The 20,281-nt window shown below is 55.9% G+C and carries 17 protein-coding genes; 7 read left to right on the forward strand and 10 right to left on the reverse strand.

Annotation, left to right across the window (positions count from 1 at the left end; translation table 11 throughout):
• Positions 1–47: 47 nt before the first annotated feature.
• Positions 48–947, reverse strand: coding sequence for an ABC transporter ATP-binding protein (locus HMJ29_RS10155; RefSeq protein ID WP_171591370.1), 900 nt, complete (start codon positions 945–947; stop codon positions 48–50).
• A gap of 374 nt (positions 948–1,321) precedes the next feature.
• On the opposite strand from HMJ29_RS10155, the gene aspS reads away from it, so the two are divergent.
• The 5 genes from aspS (at position 1,322) to HMJ29_RS10180 (ending at position 7,507) form a co-directional block, all read left to right on the forward strand.
• A complete protein-coding gene (gene aspS, locus HMJ29_RS10160) occupies positions 1,322–3,085 on the forward strand; it encodes an aspartate--tRNA ligase (protein ID WP_171591371.1) in 1,764 nt (587 codons plus the stop codon).
• Positions 3,086–3,689: 604 nt separating this feature from the next.
• On the forward strand, positions 3,690–3,962 hold the full coding sequence (locus tag HMJ29_RS10165; RefSeq protein ID WP_171591372.1) for an autorepressor SdpR family transcription factor: 273 nt from the start codon (positions 3,690–3,692) through the stop codon (positions 3,960–3,962).
• Positions 3,959–4,624, forward strand: coding sequence for an SdpI family protein (locus HMJ29_RS10170; RefSeq protein ID WP_171591373.1), 666 nt, complete (start codon positions 3,959–3,961; stop codon positions 4,622–4,624). The genes HMJ29_RS10165 and HMJ29_RS10170 overlap by 4 nt, the downstream gene beginning before the upstream one ends.
• A 551-nt stretch (positions 4,625–5,175) precedes the next feature.
• Complete coding sequence (locus tag HMJ29_RS10175; RefSeq protein ID WP_216634108.1) at positions 5,176–5,967, forward strand: 3'-5' exonuclease; 792 nt, start codon at positions 5,176–5,178, stop codon at positions 5,965–5,967.
• 274 nt (positions 5,968–6,241) lie between these two features.
• Complete coding sequence (locus HMJ29_RS10180; protein WP_171591374.1) at positions 6,242–7,507, forward strand: OmpA family protein; 1,266 nt, start codon at positions 6,242–6,244, stop codon at positions 7,505–7,507.
• Positions 7,508–7,959: 452 nt separating this feature from the next.
• On the opposite strand, the gene HMJ29_RS10185 is transcribed toward HMJ29_RS10180, so the two are convergent.
• The 4 genes from HMJ29_RS10185 to nuoK form a co-directional block, all read right to left on the reverse strand.
• Positions 7,960–9,369, reverse strand: a complete 1,410-nt coding sequence (locus HMJ29_RS10185; protein WP_171591375.1) for an NADH-quinone oxidoreductase subunit N — start codon at positions 9,367–9,369, stop codon at positions 7,960–7,962.
• 47 nt (positions 9,370–9,416) lie between these two features.
• Entirely contained in the window at positions 9,417–10,886 is a 1,470-nt protein-coding gene (locus HMJ29_RS10190; protein ID WP_171591377.1) for a complex I subunit 4 family protein, read from the reverse strand.
• Positions 10,887–10,946: 60 nt separating this feature from the next.
• Positions 10,947–12,905 carry an NADH-quinone oxidoreductase subunit L gene (gene nuoL / locus HMJ29_RS10195; RefSeq protein ID WP_171591378.1) on the reverse strand — a complete coding sequence of 653 codons (1,959 nt, stop codon included), beginning with the start codon at positions 12,903–12,905 and terminating at the stop codon, positions 10,947–10,949.
• Between the two features lie 132 nt (positions 12,906–13,037).
• Entirely contained in the window at positions 13,038–13,370 is a 333-nt protein-coding gene (gene nuoK, locus HMJ29_RS10200; protein ID WP_171591379.1) for an NADH-quinone oxidoreductase subunit NuoK, read from the reverse strand.
• A 291-nt stretch (positions 13,371–13,661) separates the two neighbouring features.
• Here nuoK and HMJ29_RS10205 point away from each other — a divergent pair, with 291 nt between their 5' ends.
• Both HMJ29_RS10205 and HMJ29_RS10210 read left to right on the forward strand, forming a co-directional pair.
• Positions 13,662–14,270, forward strand: a complete 609-nt coding sequence (locus HMJ29_RS10205) for an RNA polymerase sigma factor (protein ID WP_244678679.1) — start codon at positions 13,662–13,664, stop codon at positions 14,268–14,270.
• A 95-nt stretch (positions 14,271–14,365) separates the two neighbouring features.
• Positions 14,366–14,740, forward strand: a complete 375-nt coding sequence (locus HMJ29_RS10210) for a hypothetical protein (protein ID WP_171591380.1) — start codon at positions 14,366–14,368, stop codon at positions 14,738–14,740.
• Positions 14,741–14,828: 88 nt separating this feature from the next.
• On the opposite strand, the gene HMJ29_RS10215 is transcribed toward HMJ29_RS10210, so the two are convergent.
• The 5 genes from HMJ29_RS10215 to HMJ29_RS10235 form a co-directional block, all read right to left on the reverse strand.
• Complete coding sequence (locus HMJ29_RS10215) at positions 14,829–16,463, reverse strand: serine hydrolase domain-containing protein (RefSeq protein WP_171591381.1); 1,635 nt, start codon at positions 16,461–16,463, stop codon at positions 14,829–14,831.
• Positions 16,464–16,844: 381 nt separating this feature from the next.
• Positions 16,845–17,354 (reverse strand): NADH-quinone oxidoreductase subunit J family protein, encoded by a 510-nt coding sequence (locus HMJ29_RS10220; protein WP_171591382.1) that lies wholly within the window; start codon positions 17,352–17,354, stop codon positions 16,845–16,847.
• 102 nt (positions 17,355–17,456) lie between these two features.
• Complete coding sequence (locus HMJ29_RS10225) at positions 17,457–18,032, reverse strand: NuoI/complex I 23 kDa subunit family protein (RefSeq protein ID WP_171591383.1); 576 nt, start codon at positions 18,030–18,032, stop codon at positions 17,457–17,459.
• Between the two features lie 54 nt (positions 18,033–18,086).
• Positions 18,087–19,169, reverse strand: coding sequence for an NADH-quinone oxidoreductase subunit NuoH (nuoH, locus tag HMJ29_RS10230; RefSeq protein ID WP_171591384.1), 1,083 nt, complete (start codon positions 19,167–19,169; stop codon positions 18,087–18,089).
• A gap of 10 nt (positions 19,170–19,179) precedes the next feature.
• Positions 19,180–20,181 carry an NADH-quinone oxidoreductase subunit G gene (locus HMJ29_RS10235; RefSeq protein WP_171591386.1) on the reverse strand — a complete coding sequence of 334 codons (1,002 nt, stop codon included), beginning with the start codon at positions 20,179–20,181 and terminating at the stop codon, positions 19,180–19,182.
• Between the last annotated feature and the right edge of the window lie 100 nt (positions 20,182–20,281).

A 20,281-nucleotide genomic window follows, 5' to 3' on the forward strand; every position in this document is an offset into this window, starting at 1 on the left:
AACATAGTCAGTCTTTTTTGGGGTGTAGGCCAGTATCTGACGTGTGTTTAAGCTTTGGAAGCTTCCGCGGCTACCTGCTCGGCGGCGTGAATGCGGGCGAAGTACACGTCCTCCAGCGTGGGCTCCACGGCCTCAAAACCGTTGCCGGGTTGCGCGATGCTATGCACGTGAATGATGGTTTGGCCCGCAAACAGGCGCGACGAAATCACGGAGAATTGCTGCTGGTACTGGCCTAGCTCGTCTTTGCTGACGTTGCGCCGCCAGATTTGCCCGCGCATTTCCTCAATGGCCACCAGCGGGTCGCCGGTGTATAGCACCTGGCCTTTGTTGATGATGGCGAACTGCCGGCACAGGTCTGATACATCCGATACGATGTGCGTGCTCAGAATCACGATGCGGTCCTCGCCGATTTCGGCCAGCAGGTTGTGGAAGCGGTTACGTTCGGTAGGGTCCAGGCCAGCGGTAGGCTCATCCACGATAATGAGTTTTGGGTCGCCGAGCAGGGCCTGGGCAATGCCAAAGCGTTGCTTCATGCCACCGGAGTAGCCGCCCAAGTTCTTGTTGCGCGCCTCCCAGAGGTTGGTTTGGTGCAGCAAGGCATCTACTACCTGCCGCCGCTCACTCTTATTGCTGATGCCCTTCAGCACCGCAAAGTGCTCCAGCAGCTCCGCCGCCGACACTTTCGGGTACACGCCAAACTCCTGGGGCAAGTAGCCCAGCACCTGCCGCACGTGCTCCGGCTGGCGCAGCACGTCAATCTCTCCCAGCCTAATACTGCCCGAGTCCGCCTCCTGCAGCGTGGAAATGGTGCGCATTAATGATGATTTACCGGCCCCGTTCGGGCCCAGCAAACCAAACATGCCCGGCGCAATCTGCAATGATACATCATGAAGGGCGCGGGTGCCGTTGGGGTATGTCTTGGAGAGATGTTCAATGACCAGTTCCATGAGAAGGAGCAAAAGAGTATGGTTGACAGATGGATAGAGGAGCCAAATACCCAATAGACTGGCTCATGTCAAACATATGAAATGAGCTATAACCAATCTTGGCTTTTCAACCAACCCGGCTTGGGTGGGGGCCAACGGGCTTGCCTGGGAAGGTTTCCCGCAAAGTGCTGGTGAGCCTCTGTCGACCCCACCCCAACCCTTGCCCTCCAAGAGAGGGGCTTAGAGTAGTTTGGCAATGTCGGCCAACAGTAGCCCAAGAAGTCGTTGTGGTGCTAGCCTAAGCCCCTCACCCAGCGGGGTGGGGTTAACAGAGGCTTCGACTTCTATAGTCTACTGTTCATGTAGCCTAGTATCTTCGTCAAAAAATAGACTATATGCTCCGTTCTCATACCTGCGGCGAACTGCGCGCCGAACACATTGGTCAAACCGTAACGCTGTGCGGCTGGGTGCAGCGCACCCGTGACGCGGGTGGCATCTTCTGGATTGTGCTCCGCGACCGGTATGGCCTCACGCAGCTGGCCCTGGAGGAAGGCGTAGAATCGGCGGAAGTACGCGAGCAAGCCCGTCAGCTGGGTCGTGAGTTTGTGATCTGCGTGACGGGTAAAGTGGCCGAGCGCTACTCCAAGAACGACAAGATGCCCACCGGCGACATCGAGATTCGGGTGGAGAAGCTGGAGGTGCTGAACCCGGCCAAGCTGCCGCCCTTCCTGATTGAGGACGAAACCGACGGCGGCGACGACCTCCGGATGAAGTACCGCTACCTCGACCTACGCCGCAACCCGGTGCGCCAGAACCTGATGCTGCGCCACCGCGTGGCCCAGGCCACCCGGCGCTACCTCGATGGCCAGGCCTTTATTGAAGTAGAAACGCCCGTGCTTATCAAGAGCACGCCCGAAGGCGCCCGCGACTTTGTGGTGCCCTCCCGCATGAACCCCGGCGAGTTCTACGCCCTGCCCCAGTCGCCCCAGACATTCAAGCAGCTGCTGATGGTGTCGGGCTTCGACCGCTACTTCCAGATTGTGAAGTGCTTCCGCGACGAAGACCTGCGCGCTGACCGCCAGCCCGAGTTCACCCAGATCGACTGCGAAATGTCGTTTGTGGAGCAGGAAGACATTCTCAGCACCTTCGAGGGACTGGTGCAGTACCTGTTCCGTGAGGTAAAGGGCCTGGAAATCGGGACGCTGCCCCGTATGACCTACGCCGACGCCATGCGCTATTACGGCAATGACAAGCCTGACACGCGCTTCGAGATGAAGTTCGTGGAGCTCAACGACGTAGTGAAGGGCCACAACTTCCCCGTGTTCGACAATGCTGGCCTGGTAGTAGGCATCAATGCCTTCAACTCGGCCAACTATACCCGAAAGCAACTCGATGAGCTGACCGAGTTCGTGAAGCGTCCCCAGGTGGGCGCGACTGGCCTGGTGTACGCCCGCATCGAGGCCGATGGATCCGTGAAGTCGTCGGTAGATAAGTTCTACTCGCAGGAAGCGCTGCAGCAGTGGAAAGCCGCCTTCAACGCTCAGCCCGGCGACTTGCTGCTGGTGCTGGCCGGTGAACCCAACAAAACCCGCAAGGCTCTCTCGGAGCTGCGCCTGGAAATGGGCCAGCGCATGGGCCTCCGCGACAAAGACACCTTCTCCGCGCTGTGGGTAGTGGATTTCCCCCTGCTCGAGTACATCGAAGAGGAGGGACGCTACTTCGCCATGCACCACCCTTTCACCTCGCCCAAGCCCGAGGACGTAGCCCTGCTCGACAACCCCGACACCATCGGGGAAGTACGCGCCAATGCCTACGACATGGTAATTAATGGCGTAGAAGTGGGCGGCGGCTCCATCCGTATCCACGACCGTGCCGTGCAGGCCCGCATGTTTTCGCTGCTGGGCTTCTCCGATGAGGAGGCCAAAGCCCAGTTCGGTTTCCTGCTCGACGCCTTCGAGTACGGCGCGCCACCTCACGGCGGCATCGCCTTCGGCTTCGACCGTCTTTGCAGCCTCTTCGGCGGCGCCGACTCCATCCGTGACTTCATCGCCTTCCCCAAGAACAACTCCGGCCGCGACGTCATGATCGACTCGCCCTCACAGATTTCTGATGCCCAGCTGAAAGAACTGAGCATTAAGACGGACGTGGTAGCGAAGTAGGGGTAACGGTTAATTCATATAAAGTAGGCCCTGTTATTTGTATCTGGAGCAAATAACAGGGCCTACTTAGTAGCGTCGACTATGGTTGAAGTCCGATATAACCGATGGAGCGCCTGGCTACAGGTAGTATTTGGGATAATAGCGGTGATAGGCGCCGGTATAATTACCTTCACCTTAACAAAACCGGGCGTAATAATTGGGCCAGTGTTCTTGCTGACAGGTGCCGTGCTAATTCATACTGCACGACTACGGTTGTTAGAGAGCGACGTTCTATTGCGCCTGACTCCTGAGCAAATCTGGACGAAGGAATTTGGTTGGCAGCCCTGGAATAAGTTGGTAGTAAGCTTACAGTATGGGCGAAACGGACATACAATAGAAATTCACAAGCCTTCTGACTTCGTGCCTCGTTTTTACGCGAAGGTTTCAACTTTAACAATAGCCGAAGAGGATTTAAGTGGCTGGGTTGAACGGTTTGCAACACGGCGAAAACGAGAAAGCGGCACTTGATGCATCAGGTGCCGCTTTTGGCTTTTGTGATTCTTGCTATTAGACTATTGCTTCTCTAAAAAAATATTTAGATATTTATCTAAATAACTAACATCACTTGAACACCCTTTTCAAAGCCCTCAACGACCCTACCCGGCGTGCCATCCTGGAGTTGCTGCGCGAGCGGCCACTCACGGCCGGGGAAATTGCGGACCAGTTTTCCTTCTCCAAGCCTACTATCAGCCACCACCTCGACCTGCTCCGACAGGCTGATTTGGTGAGCAGCGACAAGCAGGGCCAATTTGTGACCTATACCCTTAACATGACGGTGATGGACGAGCTGCTCGGGTGGCTGCTGCAGTTCAAGCCGTCTTCAGACTCTACCCCATGAAATCAAAATTCTCCCTGTGGCAGCTACTAACGCTGGCCGCGATTCTGCTTCCAGGGCTATACCTGGCCTACACCTGGCCTGTGCTGCCTAGCCAGATTCCCACGCACTTTGGCGCAGATGGGCAGGCCAACGGGTTCACGGCCAAGCAGAGTATGTGGCTGCCCTGCGTAGCCCTGCCGCTAGGCCTGTACCTGCTGCTACTGCTGCTGCCTCGCCTTGACCCTAAACGGCGCCTCGATACGGGCAGCCGTAACTTCCAGAAGCTTACGTTGGCACTTGTGGGCCTTATGGCTGGCCTTGATATGCTCAGTCTATATGCCGCATTGCACCCGCAAAAACATCCTGGCCAACTCTTGAACGTGGTGCTAGGCCTGTTTTTTGCGCTGATAGGAAACTACCTGACTACGGTGCCGCCTAATTATTTCGTTGGCATCCGAACACCCTGGGCCCTGGAGTTTCCTGATAACTGGGCCCGCACGCACCGATTGGCTGGCCGTTTATTCGTTGTTGTTGGTATGCTAAGTGTGGTGCTAGGCCTGGTGTGGCCCGGAGAAGTAGCCACCACTGCGCTGCTGGTAGGTGTATTGGGCACTGTAGTAGTAGTGTACTTCTATTCATACAGGCTTTATCGGCAAGATAGGAAGCTGACCGGAATAGCTTAAAAGCGTTGTCATCTTTGCCGGTATAGCTGCACACCCCCCAAAGCTGTTGCTGGTGAGCAGGCAGGCATAGTTGGGCCCTACAGGCGCTAAGCTTTGTTGCGGCCTTAGAGTAAGAGACAGTAAAACAGTTGGTTACTGTGGAGTTTGAACAAAAAAATTTATTGTGAATTGAAGATTAATTATGGATATTTATATCACGCAGGGTCTGGGGCTGTCGGCTGGGGAGTTGAATAGTTCTGGGCTTTGTCTTACTTCAATCATCACAGCCTGTACCACTATGAGCAAACCTAGACGCCAACTTTTGATTACTCTGGTGGGCCTTTGCCTGAATAACAGCCCCGCACTGGCCTAGAGCATCTCAACCTCGCTTTTTCAGCTGATTTAGTTTCAGCTCTCTCTTTACTAATCCCCACGCAACGCCTGGCTCTGCATAGCTGGGCGTTGCGTGGGGATTTTACGTTGGTTACCACTGGTACCTGCTGCCATATATAGTTTCCGGCACCTATTCGAAATCTCCTATCTTGGATATTCCGACGGTTTATCTCACTCTTATGCGCCTGCTCCACGACCTCAAGCTCGACGAGATTTTTGTGCTCGATATCGAAACTGTGCCTTGCGTGGGCTGCCACGACGATCTGGAGGAGATGTTGAAGGAACTGTGGGAGCACAAGTGCCATGCCCTACGGCGTGAGAAAGGCTGGATTTCGCACGCCGGCCATATTGCGCCCCTGCCCGACCATCTGCACGCAGCGTCTCTGTTTGAGCAGGCTGGTATCTATGCTGAGTTTGGTAAGGTAGTGTGCATATCGGTAGGGCGCTTCCGCTACGCCCCCGATGGGCAGTTGTGTTTCAGTGTAAAGTCGTTTTACGGGCACAATGAGCGTCAGCTACTTCAGGAGTTCAGTGAGGCCATCAGCCAGCGCCCGCACTTCCGGTTGTGTGGTCACAATGGTAAGGAGTTCGACTTTCCGTATCTGTCGCGGCGGATTCTCATTAACGGCCTGCCGCTACCTGCCCATTTGGATGTTGCCGGCAAAAAGCCCTGGGAGGTAGCCCACCTGGATACCATGGAGCTCTGGAAATTCGGAGACCGGAAATCCTATACTTCCCTGTCGCTGCTGGCCGCCATGTTTGGTATTCCTACGCCCAAAGATGACATTCAGGGCAAGGATGTGGCCCGCGTGTATTACGAGGAAAACGACCTGCCCCGCATTGCCCGCTATTGCCAGAAGGATATTATTACCACAGCCCGGCTGCTGCTCAAGTTTCGGGGCGATGAGCCCTTCCCAGATGATGCCATTCGTTATGCCAACGAAGAAACTGTTATGCTAAGGCGAAGCTAGCTACCCAACGTAGCGCCTACCTTCCCATTAGCAATGAGTGAGAGCAAGCAAATGTTTAGTCAATAAAATGCTTGAATAAGCAATATTTATTAGGGGAATAATATTGTTTGCGCAAATAGGTATCTTGTTACTATCATCCACGTAATGCCTGGTTGTGATGGAGCAGAGGATATTAGATATAGTTAGGAAATCTTTCTCTGAGGAAGCTATCCATCTGGTAAGCATTCGATTTAAGGTAGACGAAGAAAGAATACGGCAAGCGCTTGGGCATACGGTGCCCTTGGCTGTAAAAGGGCTATTAGATCTGGGCCTGCAGGAAAACCATACCGATACGGTAGGCCAGCTGGCCCATGAGGCTGCCGCAGCTGGTTTGCCGCAGGAGCTAAACGTGCTGACTGATACTGATTGGGGTATTCGGAGTAGTCGCCTGATGGAGCGGCTGCTAGCCAACGCCTACGGCATGACGCTACATTGTTTAGCCGCCGCAACCGGTACTAAGCCAGTAGGGAACGAAACGCTTCTCGGCTATACCATGGCCATGGCGTTAGGCGCCCTGGGGCAATATGTAGCGCAATATCAGTGGGGCGAGTACGAGCTATACGCCTGGCTCAAGTCGCAGGAAGCGGAGATTGTGCAAGCCGTACCAGCCTACAGCCGGTTGCCCTTGGAGCACTCTTTCGTAAAAAAGCCGGCTTTGCTTCCGGCCAGCGCATCGGCCAGCACGGCAACAGTCCCAGCCAACGGGGTGTGGCCTCGCCTGAGTGAGGGAATACATCCGGCCCCCGCCAGTACCCATGCCAGAAAGAAGTCCTCTACTGCTATGCGGTGGCAGTTAGGTGGTCTGTTGTTGCTGGCCGTTGGGGTGGGCTACCTCATTGGGCACGACGACGCAGAACCGCCCACCACCACTGAAGTGGCAAGCCCGGCTTCTTCAGCCTCGCTTGTAGCCGAAGCCGCCGCCGATACCCCACCCAATACTTCCTCCGGCGCAAACAAAACGGAAAGTCAGCTGACGGCTTTACCCGCCGGGCATTACAACCCCACAACCGATACCTACATCTACGACACGGGCCATCTGGTTTCCTTGCGCCTCGCTGACGGCACTATTCAGCAGGTTGGAGTAAATTCCACGGAGAGCAAGCTGTACCAGTTCTTGTCAGACCCCAAAATGCAGGTTGATTCGATAAACCGAACTAAAGGGTGGATCAACTGCGACCGGGTATACTTTGAGCCAGGCCAGGCCATTTTAACAGCAGGCTCCGGCGAGCAGCTGCGTAACATTGCCAGCATTCTGCGCACCTTCCCAACGGCACGTATCAAGTTTGGAGGCTACACTGACAGCACCGGTAACTCCCTCAAGAACTTTCAGCTTAGTGAGAATCGGGCTAAAGCGGCCATGCTGGCACTTGGGAGCATTGGCATTGATATAAGCCGAATTGAGGCCAAAGGCTATGGTGCCAAGTTCTTTCTTACCACCAACACCACTCCCGAAGGACGGGCCATGAATCGGCGCGTCAGCCTCCGCGTTATCAGGAAGTAGTGCCTGGTTGCAGACTCAGGACGAAGCTATACGCTAGGAAGAAGTTCTACCCTAGCGTGCCTTAGTAGTTTGCAACAGCTTTTCCAGTTGCTGAGAGTGAAGTTGTTGAGCAATACCCAGAGCAGAGCGTCCGGCCTTATCCGGGCTTTGTGGGCAGCACGCGCAAAGAACATCCTGCTGAGCTGGGCGAAGCATCTCCGCCGCTTCGTTGTTCTAGGCTATTGGTTAGCCAGGGGTAGAGATACTTCGGTCAGCTCAGTAGAACGTACTTTTATTACTTTATGGCCTTACTGCCCACATAGCCTAGTTAAGTGATGTTGGCTACGGGTACCAACAACTAATGAATACTGTTGAGTTTCGCCACGTTGGTCTTCGTTAACCGGTATTATATAAATTGAAAAGGAGCGACCTGAGGGTCGCTCCTTTTCAGTAAGCTAAGGTGAAGTAGTGGCCTACAGAATGCCGCTTAACAAGCCGGGCAGAACCCCCAGCACCATCGTTAGCAAAGCCAGCAAAAACAGCGCTGCCGACTGGAATGAGGTTACGTGAATCGGCTCATCCGTCGTAACGTCTGTGTTGCGCATGTACATGGCAATGATGGGACGCAGGTAGTAGTAGATGCTCACCATCGACATCACTACGGCAAACACCACGAGGCCGATGTAGCCATTCTCTACCGCCGCCGAGAAGATAAAGAACTTACCGAAGAAGCCGCCCGTGAGCGGAATACCGGCCAACGACAGCATAGCCACCGTCATCACGAAGGCCAGCAATGGGTTAGTTTTGGCTAGGCCATTCAGACCGTTGTAATCCTCGCGCTGGCGCTGATCGGCTACCAGCTTCAGCACCCCGAAGGCTGCTACCGTAGCTACGGAATAGGCCAGGGAATAGAAGAAGATACCGTTGGCGGAAGCACCTTCCAGCTGGCCATTAAAGGCCACCAGGCCTATCAGCAGGTAGCCGGCGTGCGAAACGCTGGAGTAGGCGAGCATACGCTTCACGCTGGTTTGTGCCACCGCGCCCACGTTGCCGATGAGCAGTGTGAGAGCACACATGGCAGTGAGCGTGGGCAGCCACACGCCCTGAGCCGAAGCCGCGGGGAATACCTGTACCATCAGCTTCAGGAAAGCCGCGAAACCAGCGGCTTTCACCACCGTGCTCATGAAGGCCGCAAAGAACGTAGGTGTGCCTTCGTACACGTCGGGCGTCCAGAAGTGGAACGGCGCCGCCGATACTTTAAAGCCCATTCCCACCAGCATCAGCAGCATGCCGATGTAGAGCATGGGCTGCAGAGAATCGTTGATGGGGTTCTGAACTGCGAAGCTGATCTGGGAGAGCTGGAACGTGCCCGTGGCACCGTATACCAGCGCAATGCCGAACAGCAGAATGCCCGTGGTGAACGAACCCATCAGGAAGTACTTCAGGGCGGCTTCGTTGGAGCGCAGGTTGCGCTTATCGGAGCCGGCCAGCACGTACATGGCAATGCTGAGGGTCTCGATGCCCACGAACAGCATGAGCAGGTGGTTGTAGGCCACCATCATCACGGCGCCTACCAGTGAGAACAGCAGTAAGGAGTAGTACTCGGCCAGGTTGGCTTGACCGTCACGCACGTACTTCTGCGAGAAGGGCAGGAGCAGGAAGGTAGTCAGGACGACAACACCGGTGAAGGCCACCGAGAAGTTATCAATGACCAGCATGTCGTTGAAAAAGGGCTGAGCGCCCTCATTCCAGTCGATCAGGTTGATGCCGAACACCAGCGCCAGCATAAGCATGGCGGCGGGCAGCAGCAGCCGGTTGGAGCGCAGGAACCCGAGGAACAGGTTGCCGAGGCCGAGAACAGATAGCAGGATGATTGAATTCATATGGTCTCAATGGAGCGCGTGGCAAAAGCCTTGCTCTACCAGCTGTTTTAGCGTTTTACCACCTCGTTCAGAATGTTCATCACGCTGCCTTCCGACAGGTGCAGGAACATATTCGGGAACAAGCCAATCCAGAAAACTAGCACGATGAGCGGAGCTAGCACGGCCAGCTCTGCGCCGGTCAGGTCAGTAAAAGTCGCCGTGAAAGAAGAGTCGGGGCCGAGCATCACGCGCTGGAACATGCGAAGCAGGTACACGGCTGCCAGAATGATGGTAACGCCAGCCACGGCACCCATCCAGGCGTTGTACTCATACACGCCGGCCAGCAGCAGGAACTCACCCACGAAGCCGTTGGTAAGCGGCAATGCTACCGTACCCAGCAGCAACACCAGGAAGCACACCGTCAGGACGGGCGCCTGGCGCGTTAGGCCACCCAGGTTGGCAATGGCGCGGGTACCGGTGCGGCGCTCAATGGCATCAGCAATGAAGAACATGCCCACCACGTTGATGCCGTGAGCCAGCATCTGAATGCTGGCGCCCTGTAGGCCTATCTGCGTGAGCGAGAACACGCCCGCAGCCATCAGGCCGACGTGCGAGAGGGAAGAGTACGCAATCAGGCGCTTCACATCCTGCTGACGGATGGCAATGATAGCGCCGTAGATAATACCGATGATGGCGAGGATGAGCACCAGGTTCTGCCACTGGCTTACGCCCGAGGGCACCACCGGCAGCAGCCAGCGCATGCACCCGTAGATACCCATTTTCAGCATGATGCCCGAGAGCAGCATAGTTGCCGGGGCTGGCGACTCGGTATAGGTATCGGGCTGCCAGGTGTGGAAGGGGAAGATGGGCATCTTCACGGCAAAGGCCGCGAAAATCAGCCAGAACAACCACGACTGCTCCTGCACGCTCAGGTTCAGGTTGTAGAACGAGGCAATATCAGAGTTGTGAGCGGCTAGGCCACTGGCGGCGGGGCCGGTCTGGAAGTAGAGGTACACGAAGCCAGCTAGCATAAACAGCGAGCCAACGATGGTGTACAGGAAGAACTTGAACGTAACCTTCGCGCGGTTCTCACCGCCCCACACACCAGCCAGGAAGTAGATCGGAATCAGGGCTACTTCCCACATGAAGTAGAACAGGAAGGCATCCTGGGCCGTGAACACACCCACCAGGCCAGTCTCCATGAACAGCACTAGCGCGTAAAACACCGACTCGTTCTCGATGTTGCGACGGTAGGAGGCCAGCAGAATGATTGGCACCAAGAACGTCGTCAGCAGCACCAGCAACAGGCTGAGGCCATCCATGCCCACATGGAAGTTGATGCCGGCAGAGGCAATCCACTCGTGGTTAAAGGAGAATTGCCCACTGTGGTTTACGTTGAAGGTCAGGGCCGCGTAAACCGCCAGCACAAATTCGACCAGCGCCGCGCCAAACGCCGCCACCCGGGCAGCGCCGCCTTTAAAGAAGTGCAGCAGCAGGGCGGCCGCCACGGGCCAAAGTAGGAGGATAACAGTCAGCATACGTTATCTGGATGCGGATGAAGCCGGCGAAAAGCGTCCGGTCCGGCCGTCAGAGGAAGTTTAGAATTTCACGTAGTTCAGCGCCAGCACCAGCACGATGCCCACTACCATCAGGATGAGGTAGGTTTCTACGGAGCCGGTTTGCACGTAGCGCAGCAGCTGTCCGCCGCCCATCGTGATGCGGCCCAGGCCATTCACTACCGGATCAATGATGCCATTCTCCACAAAGCGGTACAGGCCTTTCGAGAGACCCATGATGGGGCGCACGAACAGGGAATTGTACAGCTCGTCGATGTAGTACTTGTGGTACACCACGTTCTCAGGGGCAGAGCGCTGGGCTTCGTCCTCGGCGGGGCGGGCGCCACGGCTCACGTACTGCACGTAGGCCAGGATGATGCCCAGCAGGCCAGCACCTACCGATAGGCCAATCAACATCAGCTCGGTGCCGTGGTCAACCTCGCCGGCAAATGCCTCGGGATTGAGTTGACGGGAGTAGGTGAAGAGCGGCGCGAGGTAGTCGGCGAGGTAGTGTTTGCCCAGGAACATGGGAGCACCCATGAAACCACCCACGGCGGCCAGAATGGCCAGCACGATAAGCGGCAGCGTCATAGAAGCCGGCGACTCGTGGAGGTGGTGCTTCTGCTCCTCGGTGCCGCGGAACTCGCCGAAGAAGGTGAGGAACAGCAGACGGAACATGTAGAACGCCGTCAGGAAGGCAGTGAACAGGCCTACCGCGTACAGCACTTTGCTGTGCTCATACACGTGGGTCAGAATTTCGTCTTTCGAGAAGAAGCCTGCAAAGGGCGGGATACCCGAAATAGCTAGGCAGCCAATCAGGAAAGTGATAAATGTAATGGGCAGCGCCTTGCGTAGGCCACCCATACGGCGGATGTCCTGCTCGTTGCTCATGGCGTGAATCACTGAACCCGCGCCCAGGAACATCAGGGCCTTGAAGAAGGCGTGGGTCAGGACGTGGAACAGGGAGGTGCTGTAGCCCATCACGCCCAGCGCCAGGAACATGTAGCCCAGCTGCGAAACCGTAGAGTAGGCCAGTACCTTCTTGATATCGTTCTGCGCCAGACCGATGGTGGCGGCAAACAGCGCCGTAGCCGCGCCGATAACGGCAATAACTTCGAGCGTTTCAGGAGCCAGCGTGAACAGCACGTTGGCGCGGATAATCATGTAGATACCCGCCGTTACCATGGTCGCGGCGTGAATTAGGGCCGAAACTGGGGTAGGGCCAGCCATAGCGTCGGGCAGCCAAGTGTAGAGCGGGATCTGCGCCGATTTGCCGGAAGCACCCACAAAAAGCAGCAGCGTAATCACCGTCACCACACCCACACCATAGGTGCCGAACTGGCCTAGCGAAGCCTTCTGGAATACCTCGGCGTATTGTACCGAGTTGAAAGTCAGATAAATCAGGAAGATGCCGAGCAGGAAGCCCAGGTCACCTACGCGGTTGATAATGAAGGCCTTCTTAGCAGCGTTGTTGTTGTGCGTTTCCTTGTTCCAGAAACCGATGAGCAGGTAGGAGCAGAGGCCTACCCCTTCCCAGCCGATGAACAGAATTACGAAGTTGGCGCCCAGCACCAGCACCAGCATCGAGAACACGAAGAGGTTCAGGAAGGCGAAGAACTTGCCCACGTTCTCATCGTGGTGCATGTAGCCGATGCTGTACACGTGAATCAGGAAGCCCACGCCCGTCACGAGCAGCAGCATAATCAGGCTGAGCTGGTCGATTTGGTAGGAGAAGGGAATCTGCATCGAGCCGACCGAAATCCAGTCGAACAGCGTGACCGTGTAGGGGTAGCTGAAGTTGGCGAACAACATCGCCGAAATCAGGAAAGAGCCCAGCACCGTGGCGCTGCCAATGATACCGGCTACCGTGCCGGAAAGCCGCTTGTTCAGCAGGCCGTTTACCAGGAAACCCAGGAAAGGCAGCAGCGGAATCAGCACGTACAGCAGGGTGGAGTACGGCGCGCCGGCTGCAGGAATTACTTGCGTTACTTGTTCTTGCATAAGATTCTGCGTGAACCTCACCCCAACCCGTCTCCTCGGGGAGAGGGGCTTAGATTAGCATCGCAACAATGCTAGCTGATGTTGCAACAATAAAATAAGCCCCTCTCCCCGAGAGGAGGGGTTGGGGAGGGGTTAGAACTTCAGTCGGTTTAGCAGATTGACGTCGGTATTCTGGAGGTTTCGGTAGATCATCACGATAATGGCCAAGCCCACGGCCACTTCGGCGGCGGCTACTGCCATGATGAAAAACACGAAGATTTGCCCGTTGGGGTCGGCGCGGTAGGCCGAGAAGGCCGTCAGCAGCATGTTTACAGCGTTGAGCATCAGCTCCACGCACATAAAGATGATAATGGCATTACGTCGGGTCAGAACTCCCACCACACCGATAGAAAACAAGGCAGTGGCGAAGAAGACGTAATATTGAAGAGGAACCGTTTGGATAACCTGCGGTATGTTCTGGTCCATGCGGTGAGGCTGACAGCGGAATAAAGCGGCGAACTGAAGCTCAGCTTGTCGTTAATTAGCTGGCAAAGGTATCCTGAAAATCGGAAAACGCCACCTTAAAATCCGATTGCCATTTACGCCACTATGGGCGAAGATTCGCTACGTGCGGTAGGCCAGTAACCCAGCGGGGCAGTCATACATCAAAGGTGCGGTCTGCCCGGCCATGGCCTAGGCCACTCCGCCACGGAGCGTCAAATAAAATGTTGAGTGTAGATGAAGTAATTTACTGGCTGATCCGTCTGCGCTCGTAGAATGGAAACGCTACCTCTTACACTCGACGCCCCGCACCTTATGACGGCAGGCTATCAGGATCAGCAGATTCAGGAGGCCGTGCGCGCGCAGCGCGGCCGGCTGCTGCAGTTCATTCGCCGTCGCATTCCAGATCCGGCCGAGGCCGAGGATGTACTGCAGGACGTATTCGCGGAGCTTGTGGAAAGTTACCGGCTCCTGAAGCCCGTAGAGCAGGCCGCCGCCTGGCTGTTTCGGGTGGCTCGCAACAAAATCACCGACCTCTACCGTCGTAAAAAGACCTCTTCCTTAGAAGATGAATTTCTATTGACAGGCCAAGGCGACGAGGAAAACTCCTTGCTGCTGGCCGATATTCTGCCCGCCCCCGACGATGCTCCGGAGAATCGTCTGCTGCGCGAAACGCTGATGGAAGCCCTCACCGATGCCCTGGCAGAGCTACCAGCAGCCCAGCGGGAGGTGTTTATCTGGCACGAGCTGGAGGAAAAGACCTTCCGCGAAATGGAAGAGGAAACCGGCGTCCCACTCAAAACTCTCATTTCCCGCAAGCACTACGCGGTTCAGCACCTGCGCAAGCGCCTGCAAACTCTCTACACTGAGCTCTTCACTGACTAGGTTCGGATGCGAATAGCCAACGGCTCAGGCCGTGCCTATTAATTCCCCGCATGCTGTAGTCAGTTACTCAGTCCCACCTCATTAGTACCTCTCTTATGAACCGCTCTTTTTGGCTGCTGCGCGGCCTCAAGTTTATTCTCTTTGCGGCCCTGTTTGTGGCGGCTGCCGGTTACCTCACCATGACGCTGTGGAACTGGCTAGTGCCCGACCTCTTCCACGGCCCGTTTATCACCTTCCCGCAAACGCTAGGCCTGTTGGTGCTCACGCGCATTTTATTCGGAAGCTTCCGGGGCGGCCGCCCAGGTGCCTGGAGCCGCCACCGCCGCGCCTGGCGCAACAAGGTGGAGGCCCGCATGGCCAGCCTCACGCCCGAGGAGCAAGAGAAGTTTCGGCAGAAGATGCAGGGTGCCTGCGCCGGCCCCCCATGGATGCGCCGCAAAACGGCCGAAGAATCTCAGCCGCAGGTCTAACCCCCTCACAACAAAACGCCCACCAATAGTGGTGGGCGTTTTGTTATTACATACCCAGTATCGGCGGGTGGCCTAGCCGTGTGATAGATTATCCCTTGTGCCAGTTCAACAAGCTGCGGAGGTGGAGAAAAGGTGATGCAGGATGAGCGGCCTGATCTAGTGGCACTGGTACCTGGGGCTTAGCCGAAGCGGGTTTCTGCACTACTTTACTGGTCCGGCCTTTAGCTACTAGTTTGGGGCTGCGCTTTGCTTTTGCCACTTGCAGAGGGGCAGCCGTGCGGAACTGCAGCATAGGGTTGCCTTCCAGGGTGTACACTGGCTGCTGGCTGGTTTCGTCGCTCAGTTTGTACTCTATTACCCGTGCATAATACGTGTGGCCGGGCCGTAGACCACTCACGTTTACGGTGCTATCCGGCCCCGCCGAAACCACCATGTTCCCCGCGCCCAGCACATCTCCCTGGCCAAAAATCTGGCCGCTGGCATACGTGTGGCTGTCCTTCGGGAAAGCATTAACGGGCTGATCTTCGCGCAACAGTACCAACCGGTGGGTGCCGTTACCATTAATCCAACTCAGCTTAGCAGTGCCAGTAGTAGCCGCCACTAAGCGCAGAGAGGTGGCATTTTCTTCCGCTGGAAACAGGTCGTGGGTAGGCCAGGTACTCGTGCTGTTGATGCATTCCCAGCCCAGGGCCTCCACATCATTCCAGAAGCGGTTGGTGTTGGGGCAGGAGTTCAGCAGAATGGCCCAGGTGTAACCTTCGGAGTTGCGGGCCAAGATGCTGGTAGAGCCGTTCAGGCAGCCCGTGTGCCACCATACGTTGTGCTTATTCACCATCCAACCCTTAGCGTAGCGCTTGGTGGCCTGCGAGGGCGCCGTCATGGTGTCGAGGGTAGCGGGCAGCAGGATATCGGGGCGGGTGGGGGAGCCATCTACGGCCATCAGCAGGCGCACCAGGTCGCGGGCCGTGAACAGCCAGCCACCGTGGGCGTTCATAGCCTCCAGGTTGGCGCCACCGTAAGCATACGGCACCTTCTTGCCCGTACCGTAGCACGACTTCTTGGTGGCGGCGCAGAAATATTCGGCTTCCCGCTCCAGCTTATCGGCCAGTAAGTTGTGGCCTAGATGAGCTTCTAGCACCCCACTGGGCTCCAGCACGTTTTGCCGCACCCAGGCCTCATAGTGCTGCCCGGTAATCTGCTGGATGATTTTGCCTAGCACCAAGTACCCGATATTAGAGTAGGAAAAGCGCGAGCCAGGCTTGAAATTCAGGTCCTTGCTCAGTAGATAGCGCACCAGCGTGGAGTCGCCTACGGGGTTGGGCACGTGCATCACCTGAGCCACGTGGAGGGGGAAATCAATGGGGTCGGAGCTGTCAAAGCCATCTACGCCAGCATTGCGGTTCCAGCCGGCAGAGTGCTCCAACAGTTGCTGCACCGTGATATCGTAAATGCGCTTGTCGGTGATGACGCTGGTGTAGTAGGCGTCGTTGAGGTAGCCCTCAGGGCCGAAAACCTTGTGTTGAAGCTCCAACCGGCCTTCTTGCATCAGCTTCATAATGGCAATAGAAGTCACCGGCTTCGAGACGCTGGCCACTCGCAGCAAGTTCGAGGGCTCCATAGGCTGCGACTGGCTTAGATCGGCGTAGCCAAAGCCCCGGGCATACACCAGCTTGCCCTGCCGGCCAATAGCCACCGAAGCTCCCGGAATTGTCCAGCGCTCCATGAATTTTTGCACTACGGCGTCGCAGGGGGCAAGCTCTGGGGTGGATACTCCTGTTTGTGCTAAAGCCGGAAGGGCAAATAGGCCTAGTAAAAAGACCAGCAACTTCTTCACTGAACCAACTTGCTGTAAGAGTGAGTAAAGCAGCCTGAATTCGCTCTTTTTAGCACTCGGCTGTTACAGCAATTTTATTAGATAATTCTGATAAATCGGCAAGTATATAGCAGGAAGAAATTTGATTTTTTCAGGAAAGTAAGTTCACTTGGATACCTGCTACTTAGATAATTATAGAGGAGGTTGGTTGGGTTATATGGCGTAGCTAAAAAACAAAACCGGCCGCTGAGAAATCAGCGGCCGGTTTAAACCTAAGGGTGTAGCAGTATATTAGAAATTCCGCTCTCCTACTTCGCGCTTGCCCAGCATTACGGCGCCCACCATAGCCACCAGGAAGAGAACCGAGGCCAACTCGAAAGGCAGCAGGTATTGGCGGTAAAGCACCAGGCCCAGCTGATCTACCATACCGATCTGAGAGTTGAAGGTAGTGGCATCGTAGCCTGCAGGACGTACATCACGCATTGCGGCTACCATAATCAGCAACAAAGAGCCCCCGGCCACTGCCGCCGCAATCTTAGCCAAAGCCGGCTTGTGCGGTTCCGTGTCTACATTCAGGTTCAGGAACATAATCACGAACAGGAACAGTACCATGATGGCTCCTGCATAAACAATGATGTTTACGGCCGCCAGGAACTGCGCGTTCAGCAGCAGGTAGTGCCCCGAGAGCGAGAAGAACGTCAGAATCAGGAACAGCACGCTGTGTACTGGGTTTTTAGCGAATACCACGCCCAGCGCGCTGATCAGCGCCACAAACGACAGAAAGAGGAAGAGTGGAGACATACTACGTAGTTAGAGTTGTCATTTCGACCACCGAGAGGAATCTGAGGGAGCCACTAGGCCAGTAACTCAGATTCCTCCCGGCGGTCGGAATGACAGTGTATATTAAGCCGGTTGAGTAGCCAGCTTATTGCGCAGGGCATCAGCTTGCTCAGGCGTTAGCTGAATACCACGTACGGAGCGCTGATCCGGAGAAACTGGCTCAACCAAGCGGTCCTTGCCGTACACGAACTCGTCGCGCTCAAAGCGTGGCGGCGCCATTTTATCAGGCTGCAGGTACACGGCAGCTTTCGGGCAGGCTTCTTCGCAGAGCCCACAGAAGATGCAGCGGAGCATATTCACCTCGTAGCTGATGGCGTACTTTTCTTCGCGGTAGAGGCCTTCTTCGCCTTTTTTACGCTCACCGGCTACCATAGTAATGGCTTCGGCGGGGCAGGCTACGGCGCACAGGCCACAGGCGGTGCAACGCTCCCGGCCCTGCTCGTCGCGCTTGAGCACGTGCAAACCGCGAAATACGGGCGAGAATGGCCGCGTCTCTTCAGGATAACGGATGGTAGCCTTCTTCATGAAGAAGTGCCGCATCGTGATAGAAAGCCCCTGGAAGATGGCCGGCAGGTAAGCCCGCTCAGCCAGCGTCATCGGCTTTTTCTCTAGTTTCTTGGCTCGGTTGGTGAGTTGCATATAGATAGTCCTTTTGCCAGCCTCCGCTTGCGGAAGCTAGCAAAGTAGTGGATGTTACTGAATCACCCCGAACAGGATGAGCCCGCCGGTGATGAGGATGTTGACAACGGCCAGCGGAATCAGGATAGTCCAGCCCAGGCGCATCAATTGGTCGTAGCGGAAGCGTGGGAGAGTCCAACGAATCCACATGAAGAAGAAGATGAAGGCAAAGATCTTCGCGAACAGGCCCAGAGTACCCAAAATGGTAATCAGGTTTTGAGCCGAAGTCAACTCCCAGCCCTGGCTGTTCACGAACCAGTCGCGCAGCTCATATTGGAAGGGGAAGTTGAAGCCACCAAAGTACAGCACGCTCATCACGGCCGAAACCACAAAGATGTTTACGTACTCTGAGAACAGGTAGAGGCCTAGCTTCATCGAGGAGTACTCGGTGTGGTAGCCACCTACCAGCTCCGTTTCGCACTCGGGCAGGTCAAAGGGGGTACGGTTGGTCTCGGCGAAAGCGCATACCAGGAAGATGATGAAGCCCAGCGGCTGCTTGGCAATATTCCAGAAGTGCCACTCACCGGCAACCGACTGCTGCAGCGTGATTTCACGCAGGCTCAGAGTACCCGACATCATCAGCACGGCAATCAGAGCCATACCCATGGCCAGTTCGTAGCTGATGTTCTGTGAAGCAGCTCGCACCGCACCCAACAGGGAGAACTTATTGTTGGAGGCCCAGCCACCGATCATCACACCGTACACCCCCAGCGAAACCACACCGAAGATCCACAGCATACCGATGTTTACTTCGATGCCTTGCAGGAAGAAGGCATTATTGCCAAAAACCAGGTTGTTGCCAAACGGAATCACCGCCGATGACATCAGCGCAGTAATCATGGCCAGGCAGGGGCCGAAGACGAACAGTGCCTTGTTAGCACCACCGGGGAAGAACTCTTCTTTGGTGAACATCTTTACAGCATCGGCCAGCGGTTGGGCTAGGCCATAGGGGCCAGCACGGTCGGGGCCTACGCGGTCTTGCAGGAACGCGGCAATTACGCGTTCAGCGTACGTGCAGTACGTTGCAATCAGCAGCGAAACCGCGAATACAACGAAGATGACAATGGATTGCCAGCCTAGTGCGGGTAGTTCAATCATTTCAGTGGTATTACCCTAGTTTCAGAGGAGGATTCTTCTCCAGCTCACGCTGGGTGCTTTCGGGCAGGTCCGCTATGACCGACTGGTTCAGGACGGGCAACTCATAGTGGTTAGCCGAGATTACCGAAGAACGGTCGATGTGGGCTGGGCCCTCAATAGTCCAGTCAGAAGTTTCCTTCTTCTCAAAGCGGCACTCGTTGCAGATCCACTCTTTCACCTCGCCGTACTCGTCCTTACGGGCGGTTACGCGTAGTACGTCTTTGCCTTTGTACCAGAGCACCACGTTGCCGGAGCACTTGGGGCAGTCGCGGTGTGCATTCACCGGCTTGGTAAACCACACGCGCTGCTTGAAGCGGAAGGTTTTGTCGGTGAGAGCTCCTACCGGGCACACGTCAATCACGTTACCAGAGAAGTCATCATCAATGATGTTCTCGATATAAGTACCGATTTCAGCGGCGTCGCCGCGGCCCAGTACACCGTGTACCCGGTCGCCTTTCACAATCTGGTCGGCGGTGTACACGCAGCGGTAGCACAGGATGCAACGCGTCATGTGCAGCTGAATCAGCGGTCCGATGTCAATCTTCTCGAAGGTGCGGCGCTCCTCCTGGTAGCGAGTGGTAGACACGCCGTGCTCGAAAGCAAAATTCTGCAGGTCGCACTCACCGGCCTGGTCGCACACGGGGCAGTCCAGGGGGTGATTGATGAGCAGCATTTCCACGATGCCCTTGCGCACGTTCAGCACCTGCTCTGAGGTCGTATTCTCGACCACCATGCCGTCCTGCACGGGCGTTACGCACGAGGCTACCAGCTTGGGCATCGGGCGCGGATCTTTGGTAGAGCCAGCGGCTACGCGCACGAGGCAGGCGCGGCACTTACCACCCGAGCCTTTCAGCGGCGTGTAGTAGCACATGGCCGGGGGAACGATGCTGCCTCCAATCTGGCGGGCTGCATTCAGGATAGTGGTTCCGTCCGGAACTTCTACCTCAACGCCATCAAAGGTTATTTTAGCCATTACTTGGTTGAAATCATTAGGATTTCGACTGTTCTGCATAACAAGAACGTCATGCTGAGCTTGCCGAAGCATCTCTACCGGGGGTAAAATCTAGCATTGC

Source organism: Hymenobacter taeanensis (genome assembly GCF_013137895.1).
GTDB lineage: Bacteria > Bacteroidota > Bacteroidia > Cytophagales > Hymenobacteraceae > Hymenobacter > Hymenobacter taeanensis.